The following is a 17,720-nucleotide window of genomic DNA, read 5'->3' as shown; positions in this document are numbered from 1 at the left end:
CTATGCTGGCGGCCTGACATCGTGAGACGTTCCTGCTCTTCCCTCTCAGCCCGCAGGCATACGGGCTGAGAGGCCTGCAAAGCCATCACCGCGCTAGCGCTGATCCTGTTTCGCCAGCCAGACCAGCAGCTTGAGGCTGGCGGAGTAATAATCATCCTTGTCGTCAATCTGCGGCGCTTCCTGCGGTTCGCCAAGCGTTAAATCACGCACCGCCAGCAGGCCGCCGGCCATATTCCACGGGGCGACCTCGTTAGTGCTAACGTTGATCCACGCCGGGGTTTGCAGACGCGGGTAACTCTGCATCCAGGCTTTCCACGGCGCGAGCAAGGCGCTATGCGGATCGACCCACGAGATATACAGCGGGATACGGATCGCATCGAAACTCATCCGCGGCGGCCACTCTTTGGCCGGCAGCATCTTGCCATCCGCCCGCAGCGCCACCCAGTCGCTGGGCAGGTGCGATTTCCCCCAGCCCATCTGCCCCAGCAGCGCCTGCCCGTCACTCTGCAATGTCCGCCAGGCGGTCAGGTGCGTCCGCTCCGCAAAGGCGCGCCAGGCCGGAAAGATGAAATAGGAGGGGTTAAGGTTCAGGTGGTCGTTGCGGTTGAACCCCTTCACCCCCGGGAGCATCACCTGGCGACCGGCGAAAGTCACCACCGTATATTTCAGCAGGGAGGCGGTGATGACATCGGAGGCCGTCGCGTAGCGCTTGTCCTGCCACTGCTTTTGCGCGCGCAGCAGCGCCCAGGCGATCAGGGTATCGCCATCGGTGGCGTTGTTTTTATCGGCGATCGGGTCCGGCGCCACCGGGTTATAGCGCCAGTAAAACAGCCCGTTAGACTTGTCGCGCAGGGTGCTGTCCGTCCACTGCCACAGTTTGTCGAACGCCGGGCGATCGTTATTCGCCACCGCCAGGAGCATGGCGAAGCCCTGGCCTTCCGTATGCGACACATTGCCATTGGCGGTATCAATGATACGGCCGTCCGGCATCATAAAACGGGCCTTATAGCGCTCCCATGCCGTATCCGCCCACGCCCGGGGCACCAGCATCACTGCCGTTGTCACTATCACCGCCACTAAAGCACGCAGGGGCATAAATTCACTCTTTATGGATGGTAGTAAAGAAACTGAACGTCAGAGACGGAGAACACCCGCTCACGCTGCAATATCACGTGAGCACTGCCTCCCTGACTCTGCAGCCAGCGAGAATATAACCCCTCGAGTATGGCACAGAACGCGTTGCACCAGCGCACGCGCCCCGCGTCGTCGCGGCTGACCGGCAACGCCTGATGGCGCAGGCGCAGGCCGTCCTCGCCGACGTCGATGGTCACCACTCCCCAGTGGAAATGGGTCAGCAGCCGGTTGATATTCGCCTCCAGCTCCCCCACGGTCTCCGACGCCGGCAGCGGATGGGCCTCCGCCAGCGAAGCGCCCATCTGACGCAGGAACGGCTGGCTCTCCAGCTCGCCGGCATTATTGAGCATACCTTCGACCATAATAATCAACAGATCGAACCATCCGGCAGGCGTCTGCTGCTGCTGAAACCAGGTCATCACCACCGGGTTATTGTTCTCCGTCATCATCAATGATCTCCTAACATATAGCGAATATAGAGCCCGGCGGTGCTTTCGTTATAATCCCCGAAGGTGTCATAGCCAATCTGGCCCCCCAGCGTCATCTGTTTGTTGACCTTGTAATCCGCCCCGGCGCGCAGGGTATAGCCGATGCCGCTCTTCGAGGTCGCGGAATAGTAGGCTTCCTTGGCAAACCCGTTGCTTACCGCCGTCTCCAGGGTTTGCTGCCACTCCGAATTGGTCGGGAAATAGGCGCTCTTATCCTGGCTGTAAGACTGGTAGCCCACCGAGCCGCCGAGCTTCATGGTCCAGTTATCATATTTCTCCGTCAGACTGACCGGCAGCGACACGCTGACGTAGTTTTGCGGACTAAAGTAGCCCCCCTGGCCATAGGTGAAGTAGCTGAGGTTTTTGGAGTAATCCATATAGCTCATGCTCAACCCGGCCTGCAGCTGGCGGTATTCGTCATGATAGGGCCGCAGATAGACCCCGGCATTGGCATTGATGCTGGTGTTGCTGGCGACGTTCTGTCCGAGATAGCTATATCCGCCGCCGCCAACGTAGAAGCCCGCATCGCCATCGTCATAGCTCAGCTGCAGGGTGCCGCCGTTTTTCGTCACCTGCCCCCAGTTTTTCCCGGAATAGGCATCCTTCAGACCGACATAAGAAAGCAGGCTGTCGGTCAGCGAGCGGCGTTCGCCGGTGAGGATCAGCGACAGATAGTTGGTCAGCTTGGGCGACCATTTCACCCCGCCGACAACGGTATTAAGATCCTGGCCCAGCGGCGTGCTGCCGATATCGACCCGGTAATCGTCGCCGCTTAGCGCCAGCGCCAGTTCGACGCCGTTGGCCTTCTGCGAATCGGTCGAGCCGCTGGTCTGGTCAACGTTCGGCTTGCGGCTGGACGAGGAGAGATAGCTGGCCACCTGCCCCGAATCATAGCTCCCGAGCTTGGCCAGGTTTTCCATCCCGCTGCTGGTGGTCGGATTGAAATCCGCCGCGTTCAGGGTGCCGAGGCCGCTTAGCGCCTCAGCGCCCGGATTGCTGGCAAAATAGGCCGTCCGCTCCGCCTCGGTCATCGCGGCGATCGCCGCCTGCTCGCTGGTGGCGGTACTCACCATATTGGAGACCGCATTGGCCAGCGGGTTGGCGCCGTAGCGACGCCAGGCGTCGCCGCTGGCGGTCCCGGCGTTTAACGACACCGGGGTGACGGTAAAGTCAAAGCGCGAGTCGCCAAACGGCGAGGAGGACCAGGTCAGCGGCGTTCTGAGCTCCGTCAGCTTGCTGGTGCCCGATTCGCCGTCGCGTCCGCGCACGTCCATTCCCCCCTGCAGCCAGCTGCCGGTTTTCTCCTGCAGCGACTCCATCATGGTGTCCACCTGACGCAGCATCCGCGTCTGGGCGGTGTCCACCGGCAAATCGGTGCGCTGGATCCCCGGCAGCGAGGAGCCGGGCGCGGCGGCCGACTGGGCGACCTGCCACGGCATATACTGGCCGTAGGCGGAGGCCGTCCGCGTCGGCGCCGACGTTTGCGACACGCCGATGAAGGGGTTATCCGCCGCCAGCACCCCGCCGACGGTCGGCGTTTCGCTGCTGTTGGTGCTTTGCATGCCCAGCAGTTTGCCGCGGGCGCTGCGCAGGTAGGTCATCGCCTGCTGGTGATGACCCTGGGCCTCCGCCACTCTCGCCAGCAGCAGCAGGCGATCCGGGGAGTTATCCTGACGCAAGCCGCCGGCCAGCTGTTCAGCGCGATCGTTGTTCCCCGCCGACAGCGCCACATCGATGGCCCCGGCGCGCGCATCCTGGTTCGGCGTATCGCGCGTCATCAGGTAGTCATAGACCACCCCGGCCTCTTTGTTCATTTTGCCGCTCTGGTACAGCCGCGCCATGGCGAACATCAGATCGGTGTTTTGCGGATCGCTTTGCATGGCGCGGATCAGCTTGTCATACGCCGCGGCGTAATTGCCCTGCTCGCGCAGGCGATCGGCCTCGTTGATTACATAGCCATTGCGAATGCTCGCCAGCTGCGTCGGCGTACTGCTGGCCTGCAGCTGCGGATTGCTGATCAGGTTCTGCGCCTCGCCGGTCAGCCCGGCCTGGTTCAGGACGGCGATCTGATCGGCGTAATCGCCAGCGTTGCCGGACACCCCGCCGCTGATATTGTTGCGCACCAGCGATACCGCAGTGGTCAGGTCGCCGCTCTCGGCCAGCAGCCGCGCCAGCTTGCCGGCGTCCGCCGGGGCTTTCGGCGGCGTAGAGGCCATCGCCCGCAGGGTATTGCTGGCGGCGATGGTATTGCCCTGCGCCAGGTAGTTTTCGGCCGTCACCAGCTGCAGGTTGTAGTTCACCCGCTGACGTAAATCGCGCATGTCGCTGGTCTGGCTGCCGCCGGGAATGCGCGACAGCAGCGTCTGCGCCTGCTGCCAGGCGCCGTTTTCGCTGGCGAACAGCGCGGCGGCATACAGCGCGCTGTTGCTGGCGCCGGGGCGATAGGCCGCCGACATCAGCGAAGAGGCCTCGCTGGCGTTACCCGATTTTTGCAGCAGTCGGGCCAGATCGAGACGCAGCCAGGGATCGTCCGGATAGCGGGCGACGCCCTGGCGCAGGGTGGCAATGGCGCCGGCTGGGTTACCGCTGCTGACCTGCGCCTGGGCCTGACGGCGCAGGGCGTCGCCCGGGACGCCGGCCGCCACTCGCGGCTGCAGTTTTTGCTGCAGACTCTGCGGCAGCGTCTGCAGCATCGCCTGCGCCTCGGCGGATTTATTCTGCTCGCGCAGCACGTAGTAGAGGTTTTCCCGCGCCGCCGCATTCTGCGGATCGTCGTTTAACAGTGAGCGCAGCGTTTGCTCGGCCTGGGGTAAATCTTTGTTATGCCGCAGCACATCGGCGCGAAACAGCTTCGCCGAGGCGCCCCGCGCCCCGCTCTGCTGCGCCAGCGGCGCGGAGAGCGCCAGCGCCTGGCTGATATTGCCCTGCTTATAGGCCTGCTGGGCCTGCGCCAGCTGGCCGTAGAACAGGGCATCGGCCGCCTGCTGACGGCGGGTCGCCGAGGCGTCGCCGCCGAGATCGGCCGCCCGGCTCAGATATTGTGACGCGGCCTGGTAGTCGCCGCTGCGCTGGGCGATATAGCCCATGCCCGCCAGCGCATCGGCATCCTGCGGGTTGGTCTGCAATACCTCTTCAAACTGCTGTTTCGCGGCAGCGGTATTGCCGCTGTTGAGATTGGCGTAGCCCTGACCGCGCGCCTGACCGCTGCGCCGTTCACGAAAGTAGTTCTGAACTTCGCTATCCTGCGGATGCCGCTGCATCCAGGTATCGTAATACTGCTCATCCCCGGCCTGCGGGCCCAGCCAGAGCAAGGCCTGACGCAAGCCGCTGTCCGCCTCTTTATTGCCGCTGGCCATCGGCTCGAGCAGGGCGATCCCTTCCCGACGGGTCTCTTCCCGCCAGGTTAACGCTTTGCCCAGCGCCACCCGCGGGGCGTTCTCCTGCGGATGCTGCGCCACGTACTGCCGCAGTTCGCTGATGGCCTGCGGATAAAGCGATTTGTCGCTGGCCATGGTCAGGTAATATTCCGCCGCCAGCCCGGCAGGCGGCGTATTGCCATTGAACATGCTGCGCCAGGTCGCCAGCGCCCCGGGGATATTGCCGCCGCGCGCCTGCTGGCGGGCCAGGCTGAGCTGGCCCTGCGGCACCTGCGACATCTTTTTGGCGTTGTCCAGATCCTGCAGGCCCGGGCTATCCGGCGCCGCTTTCGCCAGCCGCGCGCGCCACTGCGCCGCCGCCTGCATATCGCCGCCCTGCTGCGACCAGAGCGCCATCAGATACAGCGCCTGGGTGTTGTTGGCATCCACCGAGAGCACCTTCTGCAGGGACTCCATCGCCAGCTCGTCATGGGATTTCTCATGCCAATAGTTGGCCTGGGCGAACAGCGCCTGCAGCGCCGCGTCGTTACCCGCCGCCAGCGCGCCGCCAGAGGCGCCGAGAGCCAGGGCGCCGGTGAGGCAGAATGTGGTGAGCCGCCGGGAGCTTTTCATCGTTATCGTTATCTTTCTTTTCATTGGTTATCCCCCGAACCCAGACGCTTACGGGCGTGACGTTTAAACATCGCGGTCAGCGCCAGTCCCATTATCGAGGTGGCAATCAGCCCCAGCAGGGCGAGGAAACCGGAGTGCTGGCTGGCATACCAGACCGCCATCATGTACCACGGCATCTGACCGCTGGGGAACGGCGTACTCACCTGGAAACTGCGCACCCCGTTATCGCTGGTGATCACCGCGGTATCGCCACGGATCCCGGCGTTGATGCGCGGTGAGTCCAGATCGTTTTTCAGTCGCGCCAGCTGATCATCATTGCTGGCCATCGCCACCACCACCAGGCGGGCGGGGTTCCACGGCGAACGATAGCTGATAAACCCGCGCCAGGCGCTGCTGGACGAGAAGTAGCGATCGGCGTCGAGGCTGGCGGAGGTCCAGTCGCCGGTGAGCCGGCGCTGCGCTTTTTGCCACAGATCGGGCTCGCGGACGCTCAGCACATTATCCACCGGGCGGTAGGGTGAATCGGCCAGCAGGCTCTGGTTGAAGGCCTGCTGATCGAGAGCGGTGACCGCCAGCACGTCACGTTCGCGCAGCGACTGCAAATCCCCGCCGCCGGTGGGCATCCCGAGAACGACGCGGTTATTCGCCAGCGCGGTGCCGGTCGCATTCCCGGAGCGCGCGGCCAGATTCAGCAGGGTCGCCACCTGGGTCTCAGACGGTTCCGCCGGCAGCAGGAGCGTCGTTTGCGAATAGTCCGCCAGCCGCGAGAAGGGGAACGAGGCGCCGACAAAATAGGAAAGGTTTGGCAGCAGCGAGAAGTGTCGCGTCTTGCTCAAATCAATCCAGGAGTCGTCAGTGATGCGGCTCTTGATATTGTTATTCAGCAGCACCTGGCACGGAACATCGTCCTTCGGCACCACATTGAAGTACATCGACAGCTGGTTATCGCCGTAGATCAGGTAGGGGGCCAGCGGGATGGTAAAGCGCTCCTGGCGCGCATCGCCGCCGAGGTGGCGCCAGACTTTCTCCAGCGGCCCCTGCTTGTTCATCGGCAGGTTGTTGAGGAAGGTGCCATTGAGCGTGACGCTCAGCAGGGACTTATCCTCATTGATCCAGTTTTCCGACGGGAAGCGGTAGCCAACCTGCAGCGGGATCGTCTCGCCATCCCACAGATAGAGGTCCGGGGCGGCGCGGAAGGCGATACGTAAAGGTTCATGCCAGACGCCGCTGACGGTCGGGCTTTGATCCTTACGCAGCAGTTCGCTGAGCCTGACCGGACGATCGGTGGGGATCCAGCGCGGGGCATCATACGCTTTGCCAACCGGGATGGTCTGCGGCTCGACATCCAGCGTCGCGGTTTGCGGCGCAAAGTTACCGCGGGTTAACCGCCAGGCAGCCATGCGCAGCGCGGTATCGTTTTTGCCGACGATCAACAGCAGCTTATAGGCCGGATTGGCGGGATTGGCGATGATGCGCAGCAGCGGCTTATCGGTTTCCGGCAGCGTCATACCGCCCACCTGCTCGCCCGGATGGCCAATCACGATGCCATGGCGTTCCGGCAGGCGGTCGCGCAGCGCGCTGAAGGCGATGCCGCGATAGTCCGCCTGGATACCCAGCCAGGAGGAAACCAGCGCCGCGGCGCTGAAGACGTCGGCCGACGGCTTCGCTCCATAGGAAACGGCGATGTCCGCCGGCGTCATCTGCATGCTGTCGAAGAAGGGACGCGGGAAGTGGCTCAGATCGTCGCTGATGTTCAATTGCTGGCTTTCCCAGCTGAAATGCGACGTGGGCAGCACCGTGACCCGCGACGAATCATGAATGTCACGCTGGCACTGCAGGGTATCGCCATCGTTGATCTTCACGCTCAGGTTATTGCTGGAGACCATCAGCGCGGGCGGGATATCCAGCTGATAATGGGAGACATCCTCGCCATCGGCGCCCAGCGGCAGGGTGCCGAGCGGTTGACCGTTGAGCATCAGCTGCAGGGTGGCGTTGCGGCTCGCCATTTCCGGCGATACGCGAACGGCAAGGCTGAGCTGCGAATGGATCACCACCTGATCGGAAGGCAGGGTAAAGCTGACGCCCCCCTGCCGCTGACCGCCGCTGAGGATAATGCCGTCCGGCATCCCCATCTGCGCCAGATTCAGGTCGCCTCCCCAGACCGGGGCGACAGGAATGACCTCCGGCGCGGCCGTAGCGCTCACCGGCGGGGGTAAGTCCGGCATATCCGGCGCAGGGGCCGTCGCCGCCGCATCGCCGTCGGTGGCGGGGGCTGCCGGAGAGGCGCCCTCCTCCGGCGAGGCAGCCGGGGGTTCGTCGCCTGGCTCGCTGTCCGCCGCGCCGTTGAGCTGCGGGAAGCTCAGCGGGGCGGCGGCGCCCGGTTCTTCACTGTGCAGCGCAGGCGCAGAGAGCATCCCTGCCAGCAGCGCCAGCGTCGTTAATCGCTTCATAACGTGCCATCCTCCTGCGCCGTTTTCGCCACTGTTGCCCGATTGCGCTGGCTGCGACGGGTTTTCCACGTCAGCCAGAACAGTTCGAACACGCAGCGTAAAATGGTGAAGAAGGAGCGGAACGGGTTATCCTGCGGGCGCGGCGGATTAATCCAGGCATCCGCGCGGGCCAGCACCACGCGCACCAGTTCACGGCGGCGCGAAAGCGGAATATCTTCATCAAACTTGAGGCGCAGGAAGCGCTCGTCAGAGGTGACCAGCTGCGCCGGGATCGAAATAGCCCCGGACTGCAGGATCAGCTCAATCTCTTCGATATCATCCTCCAGATGGCGCGTATCTGGCGCCACCACGCGGCAGCCGCCCATCGACAGATCCTCGGTATGGCTGCGGGAAACGATGCCGCTGGCGTAATGGATCACCACCGGAATATCGACATCGATACGAATGGTTTTGCGCACCTGCCGCGTTTCGCGCGCTACGGCAATCGCCGCCAGCAGGAAGATCAGACTGTAGATCCCCCATCCGACGTTGAGGGCGATAACGTTGGGGTCCGAGCCAAAGTAGTCATGGCCAATCGCCCGGACGATGCCGACGATCACCCCCAGCGCCAGCAGGCAGGCCACCACCAGATGCGGGCGCACCACGGTGAAATCGAAGTAGCCGACGTCCAGCAGGCCGCCCTTATCGGTGACGTTGAATTTGCCGCGCTTGGGGAAAATCATCGTCACCAGGGTCGGCAGCACCAGGTGGAAAGCCAGCACAATATCGTAGATTTCCCCCCAGAAGCTGTAGCGATAGCGGCCGTTCATTCGCGAACCGACGTAGATGGCGAGAAACAGGTGCGGCAGCGCATAAGAGACGATCAGGCTCGCTGATGAGTAAATAATATTGAGGTTAAACAGCAGGTAAGCCAGCGGGGCGGTGACAAACACCACCCTCGGTAGCGCGAACTGGTAGTAGAGCATGGCGCTGAGATAGCACAAGCGCTGCTGGAAGGTCAGCCCGCGGCCAAACAGCGGGTTATCAACGCGAAAAATCTGCGTCATCCCGCGCGCCCAGCGGGTACGCTGGATAACGTGCACCACCAGGCGCTCGGTGGCGAGGCCAGCCGCCAGCGGAATATCGAGAAAGGCCGATTTCCACCCAAGGCGCTGGAACTTGAGCGCCGTATGGGCGTCCTCGGTGACCGTTTCGACGGCGAAACCGCCGATCTGCGCCAGCGCCTCGCGGCGGATCACCGCGCAGGAGCCGCAGAAAAAGGTGGCGTTCCAGTTATCGTTGCCCTGCTGAATCGGGCCATAGAACAGCATCCCTTCGTTCGGGATATTGCGCCCGACGGAGAGGTTGCGCTCGAACGGATCCGGGGAATAGAAGTAGTGCGGCGTCTGCACCAGCGCCAGCATCGGATCTTTCAGAAAGCCGCCGACGGTGGCCTGCAGAAACACACGCGTGGCGACGTGGTCGCAGTCGAAGACGCAGATAAGCTCTCCCTGGGTCAGGGTCAGCGCGTGGTTGAGGTTCCCCGCTTTGGCGTGCTTGTTGTCGTTGCGGGTAATATAGCCCACCCCGACGTCGGCGGCGAACACGGCAAACTCGCTGCGCTTACCGTCATCCAGAAGATAGATTTTCATTTTATCTTTTGGATAATCAATACATTGCGCCGCGAGGACGGTGTCACGCACCACCTCCAGCGGTTCGTTATAGCTCGGAATATAGATATCAACCGTCGGCCACTTGCTCATATCATCCGGCAGCGGAACAATGCCGCGCTTCAGCGGCCAGACCGTCTGCAGATAGTTAAGCAGCAGCATCACCCAGATATAGACTTCCGCCAGAAAGAGCCCCATGCCGAGAATGGTTTCAATGGCTGAGTTGAAGTGCAGGGTCTGCGTGAGGCGAAAATACATGTAACGGGTGGACATCAGCAGCGAAGCGACGACCATAATCACCGAGATGCTGCGCCGTTTGCTGAAACCCATCAGAAACAGAATACCAATGCTCAGCAGACCAAAGATGTACTGCTTCTGGCTGTCCATCGGCGTGATCACTACCAGCACGGCGACCGGAGAGAGCACCAGCGCCAGCAACCAAAAAAGAGATTTTTTCATTCAGCAGCCCTGCAATAAGTTAAAGCCCTGACATGCGTGGCTGGCTGTGCACCGTGCCATCGCCAATATGGATACCCAACAGCGAAGATATTTTTTTAGCAATAATTTCAATATCGAAGGCCGCTGCCGAGGAGGCGTTAAAGTCCAGAATCGACTTCTGCGACGCATTGGCCTCCACCACGCTTTCATCACGATGGACAATGCCAAGCAGTCGTTCGCCCAGTTTTTCTTCCATCAGGCTGGTGACGTCCCGGCTGACCTGGCGACGGCTATCGCTTTGGTTAATGACGAAATAGTGCCCATGCTTGTGATTCAGCGCCGCGCCGGTCAGGCGCTGTTTTTCCACGTGCGCCAGGGTCGACATCGAGGCGGTATCCGCCAGCAGCGGGATCAGATGCAGGTCCGCCAGACCCGTCAGCGCCTTTAGCGCCGGCGAAGGCCCTGGCGGCATATCGGCGATGGTGATCAGCCCGGGATAATTCAGCAGCGCGGAGAGACCGCGCTGGAGAAAATGGTCGTTGTGAGTCAGTTGCTCATCAAACGCCTGACGCTGCGCTTCGCTCACTTCGCCATACGGCAGGACGAAAATATTGCTGCCGGCGCTCAGCACGCACTGGCTCCAGTCGTGCATTTCCAGCGCCTTCGCCACGTAGCCGCGCTCATCGTTCAGCGGTACGCCAAAATGCAAACGCAGGGCGTTCTGGACGTCAAAATCCAGCGCCAGAACTTTGCTGCCGGTCCGCGCCAGCGCATAGGCTAAATTGGCCGCCAGGGTCGTTTTCCCTACGCCACCTTTCGGTGAACAGACGCAAATCAACGGCATGTTGCGATCCTTTCCAGAAGTGATTTCAAAGGCTGGTCTTTATTTTTCGTCACCGGCTCTGCGCTTTTCGCCGCGAACAGGTGGGCATAGTTCTCGGCGGCGGGCGCGGGTCGGGGGGCCATTCTCGGCGGCGGAGCCATTGCCGGTTCAGGCGCCGGGATGGGAGGCGCAGGGGCCACCGCAGGCTCCTGCCTGACCGGCTCCGGCGCGGCTGCGGCGGTCTCCACGACCGGCTGCGGGGCCGCTGGCGCGGCAGACGCAACAGGATCAGAGGCTGGCGCCGCTGCTACGGCCGCCTCTACCTGCCGGAACAGATCCGCAGGCACCGACTGCGGCAACGGCGCGGAGACCGAGCCTCCCAGCGCCAGGGAAGAGGGTTTCTCTGCGCCGGGATTCAGCTGATTGAGGATCGCCCAGTCTCCATGCTCCCGCGTGGCGGCTTGCGATGAAAGATCCTGAAATTTGAGGTTTTGCGTCCGCGTTTTTTCCTGAAAGCGCTGCAGATCATCATAATGGTTCATTGATAACCTCATGATTTTAAAAATTTCATATTAAGTTTGTTGTTATTTTCTGGGTATATTTAAAATATCGTGACGTCTCTGGTATGGCAGAAAAAGCGCCGGTGGAGACGTACCAATACACACGATTGACAGGGTTATAATAGTTTAGATTTTGATTTTCGGTGTGATTCCACGGCAGAAGTATCGCTACACTAACATTTCCCTTTGAGAAGAATAGCCCCATTTTTTAGGTATGCGTACATCCTCAAGCCCCGCAACCACCGCGCTTCCCATTCGTTTTTATATAAAGGTATTTCGCGATGATAGAATCATAGCGTCAGATAAGCGAAAGAATAAACCTGAACCATTTTAATTTCTCTTTAATTCTATAAAAATGGACTGAAAGTCTTATTTTTTCGGATAATCGACGAAGAATGCTCCGAGAGCGTGGCATTCACTGCGATAAAAGGCGATATCGTCGGATTTCATCTCCGGCGGGAGAGAAGCTCCCGGTCATCGGACCGGGAGCGTGCCATCAGGCGTGGGGCTTTTGCGGATTCTCATCCTGGTCGACGGCAAAGCAGGCCACCAGCTGGCCGCCGTAATCCTTCAGCTGCGGCTGAAGCTGGGTGCAAGGGCCGAAGCGCCGGCGGCAGCGCGCGTTGAAAGCGCAGCCCGGCGGCGGATTCAGCGGGCTCGGCAGCTCGCCGGTCAGCTTAATCCGCTCGCGACGGTCGTCCGGGTTCAGACGCGGCGTCGCCGACAACAGCGCCTGGGTGTATGGATGACGCGGATTGTTAAAGATCTGCTCCTTGGTGCCCTTCTCCACGCAGCGGCCGAGATACATCACCATCACTTCATCAGCGATATGCTCGACGACCGACAGGTCGTGGGAGATAAACACGTAGGACAGTCCTAAATCCTGCTGCAGATCCATCATCAGGTTCAGCACCTGAGCGCGTACCGAAACGTCCAGCGCGGAGACCGGCTCATCGGCAATCACCACGTCCGGATCGAGCATCAGCCCGCGGGCAATGGCGATACGCTGGCGCTGACCGCCGGAGAACATATGCGGATAGCGATCGTAATGCTCTGTTTTCAGGCCCACTTTCGCCATCATCGCCAGCGCTTTTTCGCGGCGCTGCTCTTTGCTCAGGCTGCTGTTAATCAGCAGCGGCTCTTCCAGAATCTGCCCCACTTTTTTACGCGGGTTCAGAGAACCGTAGGGGTTCTGGAACACAATCTGGATTTTTTGCCGCCGCAGCTTCTGCGCCTGCGGGTTGTGCTTAAGCAGATCCTGCCCCTGATAATAGAGCTCGCCGCCGGTGGGAATTTCAATCATCGTCAGCAGACGACCGAGGGTCGATTTACCGCAGCCCGACTCCCCCACCACCGCCAGCGTTTTACCGCGCTCGAGGGTAAAGGAGACGCCGTCCAGCGCCTTCACCAGCCGTTCCGGGGCGAATAACCCCTTCTTCACCGGGTAGTGTTTTTTCAGATCAATGGCCTGCAACAGCGGTTGTGGCGTGGCGGCCTTTTGCGTACTCATAATCCAGGCCTCCCGGCATCATCGAGTGGGTAGTGACATTTAGACTGGCGGCCGCCAATGAGATCCGCGAGCGCCGGCTCTTCACTACGACATTTATCCGTAGCATAGGGGCAGCGCGGGTTCAGCAGGCAGCCGTTGGGACGGTCATATTTCCCCGGCACCACGCCCGGCAGCGACGCCAGACGCGCTTTATCCTGGGCGAACTCCGGCAGCGCGCGCAGCAGCGCCTGGGTGTATGGATGGCGCGGCGCGCGGAAAATATCCTTCGCATCGCCAGTCTCCACCACCTGACCGGCATACATAACGATAATTTTATGCGCGGCCTCGGCCACCAGCGCCAGGTCGTGGGTGATCAGCACCAGCGCCATATTCTCCTGCTGCTGCAGATCCAGCAGCAGCTCGATGATCTGCGCCTGAATGGTCACGTCCAGCGCGGTGGTCGGTTCATCGGCAATCAGCAGTTTTGGCCGACAGGCAATTGCCATCGCGATCATCACGCGCTGGCTCATCCCGCCGGAAAGCTGGTGTGGATAGACGTCCAGCCGCGACGCCGGATCGGGAATGCCCACCAGGTTCAGCAGGTCGATGGCCCGCTGGCGGCGGGTTTGCTTATTGCCGCCCTGATGGACTTTAATCGCTTCCATAATCTGGTAGCCGACGGTATAGCACGGATTGAGGCTGGTCATCGGATCCTGGAAGATCATCGCCACCTCCGCCCCCACCAGCTGGCGCCGCTCTTTTTCAGAGATGCGCTGCAGATCGCGGCCGTTAAACTCCAGTTTGTCCGCCATCACCCGGCCGGGGTAATCAATCAGGCCCATAATCGCCAGCGAGCTGACGGATTTACCGGATCCAGACTCCCCGACGATGCCGACCACTTCGCCCTGCTTCACGCTATAGCTGATGCGGTCCACGGCGCGGAACGGCGCGTTTTCATCGCCGAAATGCACCGATAATTTATCTACATTCAATAACGCCATCTCGAACCTCTTACTGCTTCAGTTTGGGATCGAGCGCGTCACGCAGACCGTCACCCATCAGGTTAAATGCCAGCACCGTCAGCAGGATCGCCACGCCCGGGAAGGTCACCACCCACCAGGCGCTCTGTGCGAACTGCAATACGTCGGAGAGCATGGTGCCCCACTCCGGCGTCGGCGGCTGCGCGCCCATGCCGAGGAACCCCAGCGCGGCCATGTCGAGAATGGCGTTAGAGAAGCCCAGCGACGCCTGAACGATCAGCGGCGCGAGACAGTTAGGCAGAATATTGACGAACATCTGGCGCATCGCCCCGGCGCCCGCCACCCGGGAGGCGGTCACGTAGTCGCGGTTGACCTCCACCAGCACCGCCGCGCGCGTCAGACGCACATAGTGCGGGAGCGCCACGAAGGTGAGCGCCAGCGAGGCGTTGACGATGGAGGGCCCGAAGATAGCCACCAGCACCAGCGCCAGCAGCAGACTCGGCAGCGCCAGCATAATATCGACGACGCGCATGATGATCGAGTCCACCACCCCGCCGAAATAGCCCGCCACCAGGCCGAGCACCACGCCGAGGATCAGCGACAGGACCACCACCAGGCAGCCCACCAACAGCGACAGGCGCGCGCCATACATCAGGCGAGACAGAATATCGCGGCCCACGTCGTCGGTGCCGAGCAGATGCGCCAGGCTGCCGCCCTCCTGCCAGAACGGGGGCGCCAGCAGCGAATCACGGAACTGATCCGCCGGGTTATACGGGGCGAGGAAGTTGGCGAACACGGCGATAATGATCATCACCGCCACGTACACCAGACCGACCACCGCCCCTTTATTGCGCTTGAAATAGTGCCAGAACTCCTGCAGCGGGGTCATGGGCACCGGTGCAGCGATAACTTTATTTTCAGTAACTTGTGACATGATGGCCCCTTACTTCTTATGCCGGATACGCGGGTTCACCACGCCGTACAGCAGGTCGACCAGCAGGTTGACGAGGATAATCATCGTCGCCACCAGCAGCACCCCGCCCTGCACCACCGGATAATCGCGACGCTGCAGCGCGTCGATCAGCCAGCGGCCTAAACCAGGCCATGAGAAAATGGTTTCCGTCAGGATGGCGCCCGCCAGCAGCGTGCCCACCTGCAGGCCAATCACCGTGACCACCGGCAGCATCGCGTTACGCAGCGCGTGGATCACAATCACCCGCATCCGGGTCAGGCCTTTGGCGCGCGCGGTACGGATGTAGTCTTCGCCGAGCACTTCCAGCATCGACGACCGGGTCATACGCACGATCACCGCCAGCGGAATGGTGCCCAGCACGATGGCGGGCAGGATCATATGCATTAAGGCGTCAATAAAGTCGCCCTGCTCGCCCCAGATGGCGGTGTCGATCAGCATAAAGCCGGTCAGCGGCAGGGTATCGTCAAGGAACACCGTATCGCTGATGCGCCCGGAGACCGGCGTCAGGTTCAGCTGTACCGAAACCAGCATAATCAACATCATGCCCCACCAGAAGATAGGCATCGAGTAGCCGGTCAGCGCCAGGCCCACCGCGGTGTGGTCAAAGATGGAGCCGCGTTTTACCGCAGCCAGCACGCCCACCGGAATGCCGACGGCGACGGCGAAGATCATCGCGCAGACGCCCAGCTCAAGGGTGGCTTTAAAGCGCGGGACAAACTCCTGCCACACGGGAATGCGGCTTTTCAGCGAGATGCCTAAATCACCGTGCAGCACGCCCCAGATATAGTGGGCATATTGCTGCCACAGCGGCTTATCAAGGCCCATTTCGGCCAGCAGCTGCGCGTGACGTTCGGGGGAAATACCACGTTCGCCCGCCATAATCATCACCGGATCGCCGGGGATCATATGGACGAAGGCAAAGGTGAGAAGGGTGATACCGATAAATGTCGGGATGACAAGTCCCAGACGTCGGAGAATAAACTGCAACATAACCCGGATTCTCTCTAGTGACGCCCCGCCTGGCGACAGGGCGTCTGTATTGCTCACAAAAGCATTCCCCGGAATAGCGGGAATACGCCCCCCACCTCTCCCACGCGGGGAGAGGGGGTCAGGCATCGTGCTTATTATTCGACAGAGACGTTATCGAAGTGGTGTTTACCCAGCGGATCCACCACATAGCCTTTGACTTCTTTACGCACTGGCTCGTAAACGGTGGAGTGAGCGATGATCAGCGCCGGAGCCTGGTCATGCATCACTACCTGAGCCTGTTTGTACAGTTCAATACGCTTGTTGTGGTCGTCGGTGGCGCGGGCCGGCTGAATCAGATCTTCAAACGGCTTATAGCACCAGCGCGAGTAGTTGGAGCCGTCTTTCGCCGCGGCGCAGCTGAACAGGGTCGCGAAGAAGTTATCCGGATCCCCGTTGTCGCCGGTCCAGCCCATCATGACGGTCTGGTGCTCGCCCGCTTTCGCGCGTTTCAGATACTCGCCCCACTCGTAGGTGACGATCTTGGCCTGGACGCCAATCTTGGCCCAGTCGGCCTGGATCATCTCCGCCATACGGCGGGCGTTCGGGTTATACGGACGCTGTACCGGCATCGCCCACAGGTCGATAGTGAAGCCTTTTTCCAGGCCCGCTTCTTTCAGCAGCTGCTTCGCCTTCTCCGGATCGTAGGTGTAGTCTTTGACGTCGTCGTTATAGCCCCACATGGTCGGCGGGATCAGGTTCTTCGCCGCCTGGCCTGCGCCCTGGTAAACCGCTTTGATGATCGCTTCTTTGTTAACCGCGTAGGTCAGCGCCTGACGAACTTTCACATCGTCCAGCGGTTTCTTCTCGGTGTTGAAGGAGAGATAACCGACGTTCAGACCCGGCTGTTCCAGCAGGGTAATGTTTTTATCTTCCTTCATGCGCGCGATGTCCGCCGGGTTAGGATACGGCATCACCTGGCACTCATTTTTCTGCAGCTTGGCGTAGCGCACGGAGGCATCCGGGGTGATGGAGAAGACCAGACGATCGATCTTCGGCTTGGTGCCCCAGTAGCCCGGGAAGGCTTTATACAGAATGCGGGAATCTTTCTGGTACTGCAGCAGCTGGAATGGACCGGTACCGATAGGATTGAGGTCTACTTTTTCCGGCGTGCCGGCTTTCAGCATGTTGTCGGCATACTCTTTAGAAAGAATGGAAGCGAAGTCCATGGCCAGGTCAGCGAGGAACGGCGCTTCCGGGCGGGTCAGGACGAACTGGACGGTTTTATCGTCCACTTTCTTCACTTCGCTAATCAGGTCTGGTAACCCCATCCCTTCAAAGTATTCATAGCTGCCGCCAGAAACTTTATGGTACGGGTTATTGGTATTCTTCTGACGATCGAAGGAGAACACCACGTCATCGGCGTTCAGGTCACGGGTTGGTTTAAAGTCTTTATTATCCTGCCACTTCACGCCCTGACGCAGGTGGAAAGTATAGGTTTTACCGTCCGCACTAACTTCCCATTTCTCAGCCAGCCCCGGAATAACTTCCGTCGTACCGGTTTTGAATTCGACCAGGCGGTTGTAGATGGGTACGGAACTGGCGTCATAGGTGGTGCCAGAGGTGAAGAGCTGTGGGTTAAAGCCTTCCGGCGAGCCTTCTGAACAATAAACCAGGGTTTTCGCTTGCACGCTGGCGGCGACGGTCATGGCGACCAGGCTCAGACCAAGCTTCAGCATCCCTGATTTCTTCAAGGAAATACTCATTATTCTGCTCCAAAA

At 60.8% G+C, this 17,720-nt stretch carries 11 protein-coding genes and 2 pseudogenes; all 13 read right to left on the bottom strand.

Annotated features, from left to right (window positions below):
• Positions 1-93: 93 nt before the first annotated feature.
• The 13 genes and pseudogenes from L2I46_RS09895 to dppA all read right to left on the bottom strand — a co-directional run bounded on the left by L2I46_RS09895 (position 94) and on the right by dppA (position 17,705).
• The gene (locus L2I46_RS09895; protein WP_236947813.1) at positions 94-1,095 is read right to left on the bottom strand and encodes a glycosyl hydrolase family 8; all 1,002 of its coding nucleotides are present in this window, start codon (positions 1,093-1,095) and stop codon (positions 94-96) included.
• A gap of 11 nt (positions 1,096-1,106) precedes the next feature.
• Positions 1,107-1,583 (bottom strand): cellulose biosynthesis protein BcsD, encoded by a 477-nt coding sequence (gene bcsD, locus L2I46_RS09890; protein ID WP_023291301.1) that lies wholly within the window; start codon positions 1,581-1,583, stop codon positions 1,107-1,109.
• Positions 1,583-5,635 (bottom strand): cellulose biosynthesis protein BcsC, encoded by a 4,053-nt coding sequence (locus tag L2I46_RS09885; protein WP_236947812.1) that lies wholly within the window; start codon positions 5,633-5,635, stop codon positions 1,583-1,585. Before L2I46_RS09885 ends, bcsD begins: the two co-directional genes overlap by 1 nt.
• A complete protein-coding gene (gene bcsB, locus L2I46_RS09880; protein WP_086076067.1) occupies positions 5,632-8,061 on the bottom strand; it encodes a cellulose biosynthesis cyclic di-GMP-binding regulatory protein BcsB in 2,430 nt (809 codons plus the stop codon). The genes L2I46_RS09885 and bcsB overlap by 4 nt, the downstream gene beginning before the upstream one ends.
• Entirely contained in the window at positions 8,058-10,169 is a 2,112-nt protein-coding gene (gene bcsA / locus L2I46_RS09875; protein ID WP_050442668.1) for a UDP-forming cellulose synthase catalytic subunit, read from the bottom strand. Before bcsA ends, bcsB begins: the two co-directional genes overlap by 4 nt.
• A gap of 19 nt (positions 10,170-10,188) precedes the next feature.
• Positions 10,189-10,981: pseudogene (locus tag L2I46_RS09870) on the bottom strand (cellulose synthase operon protein YhjQ/BcsQ).
• Between the two features lies 1 nt (position 10,982).
• A complete protein-coding gene (locus L2I46_RS09865; RefSeq protein ID WP_048298551.1) occupies positions 10,983-11,513 on the bottom strand; it encodes a cellulose biosynthesis protein BcsO in 531 nt (176 codons plus the stop codon).
• Between the two features lie 316 nt (positions 11,514-11,829).
• Positions 11,830-12,009 (bottom strand): annotated as a pseudogene (locus L2I46_RS09860) (hypothetical protein).
• An 18-nt stretch (positions 12,010-12,027) separates the two neighbouring features.
• Positions 12,028-13,041: a dipeptide ABC transporter ATP-binding subunit DppF gene (gene dppF, locus L2I46_RS09855; protein ID WP_236947811.1), complete on the bottom strand. Its 1,014-nt coding sequence runs from the start codon at positions 13,039-13,041 to the stop codon at positions 12,028-12,030.
• Positions 13,038-14,021 (bottom strand): dipeptide ABC transporter ATP-binding protein, encoded by a 984-nt coding sequence (dppD, locus tag L2I46_RS09850; protein WP_236947810.1) that lies wholly within the window; start codon positions 14,019-14,021, stop codon positions 13,038-13,040. Before dppD ends, dppF begins: the two co-directional genes overlap by 4 nt.
• A gap of 10 nt (positions 14,022-14,031) precedes the next feature.
• Positions 14,032-14,934 (bottom strand): dipeptide ABC transporter permease DppC, encoded by a 903-nt coding sequence (dppC, locus tag L2I46_RS09845; RefSeq protein ID WP_032454328.1) that lies wholly within the window; start codon positions 14,932-14,934, stop codon positions 14,032-14,034.
• 9 nt (positions 14,935-14,943) lie between these two features.
• Positions 14,944-15,963: a dipeptide ABC transporter permease DppB gene (gene dppB / locus L2I46_RS09840; protein ID WP_002921786.1), complete on the bottom strand. Its 1,020-nt coding sequence runs from the start codon at positions 15,961-15,963 to the stop codon at positions 14,944-14,946.
• A 134-nt stretch (positions 15,964-16,097) separates the two neighbouring features.
• Positions 16,098-17,705 carry a dipeptide ABC transporter periplasmic-binding protein DppA gene (dppA, locus tag L2I46_RS09835; protein ID WP_032454329.1) on the bottom strand — a complete coding sequence of 536 codons (1,608 nt, stop codon included), beginning with the start codon at positions 17,703-17,705 and terminating at the stop codon, positions 16,098-16,100.
• Between the last annotated feature and the right edge of the window lie 15 nt (positions 17,706-17,720).

Origin of the sequence: Klebsiella sp. 2019SCSN059, from assembly GCF_021739525.1 — a bacterium.
Lineage (GTDB): Bacteria > Pseudomonadota > Gammaproteobacteria > Enterobacterales > Enterobacteriaceae > Klebsiella > Klebsiella quasipneumoniae.
Note: the sequence above shows the minus strand (reverse complement) of the source record. Positions and strands in the feature narration are given on the sequence as shown.

Excerpts from the sequence above, each read along its gene's own strand:
- bcsA (WP_050442668.1), bottom strand. The coding sequence starts at position 10,169 with ATGAAAAAATCTCTTTTTTGGTTGCTGGCGCTGGTGCTCTCTCCGGTC.
- dppC (WP_032454328.1), bottom strand. The coding sequence starts at position 14,934 with ATGTCACAAGTTACTGAAAATAAAGTTATCGCTGCACCGGTGCCCATG.
- bcsB (WP_086076067.1), bottom strand. The coding sequence starts at position 8,061 with ATGAAGCGATTAACGACGCTGGCGCTGCTGGCAGGGATGCTCTCTGCG.
- L2I46_RS09865 (WP_048298551.1), bottom strand. The coding sequence starts at position 11,513 with ATGAACCATTATGATGATCTGCAGCGCTTTCAGGAAAAAACGCGGACG.
- dppF (WP_236947811.1), bottom strand. The coding sequence starts at position 13,041 with ATGAGTACGCAAAAGGCCGCCACGCCACAACCGCTGTTGCAGGCCATT.
- dppA (WP_032454329.1), bottom strand. The coding sequence starts at position 17,705 with ATGAGTATTTCCTTGAAGAAATCAGGGATGCTGAAGCTTGGTCTGAGC.
- bcsD (WP_023291301.1), bottom strand. The coding sequence starts at position 1,583 with ATGATGACGGAGAACAATAACCCGGTGGTGATGACCTGGTTTCAGCAG.
- L2I46_RS09895 (WP_236947813.1), bottom strand. The coding sequence starts at position 1,095 with ATGCCCCTGCGTGCTTTAGTGGCGGTGATAGTGACAACGGCAGTGATG.
- dppD (WP_236947810.1), bottom strand. The coding sequence starts at position 14,021 with ATGGCGTTATTGAATGTAGATAAATTATCGGTGCATTTCGGCGATGAA.
- dppB (WP_002921786.1), bottom strand. The coding sequence starts at position 15,963 with ATGTTGCAGTTTATTCTCCGACGTCTGGGACTTGTCATCCCGACATTT.
- L2I46_RS09885 (WP_236947812.1), bottom strand. The coding sequence starts at position 5,635 with ATGAAAAGAAAGATAACGATAACGATGAAAAGCTCCCGGCGGCTCACC.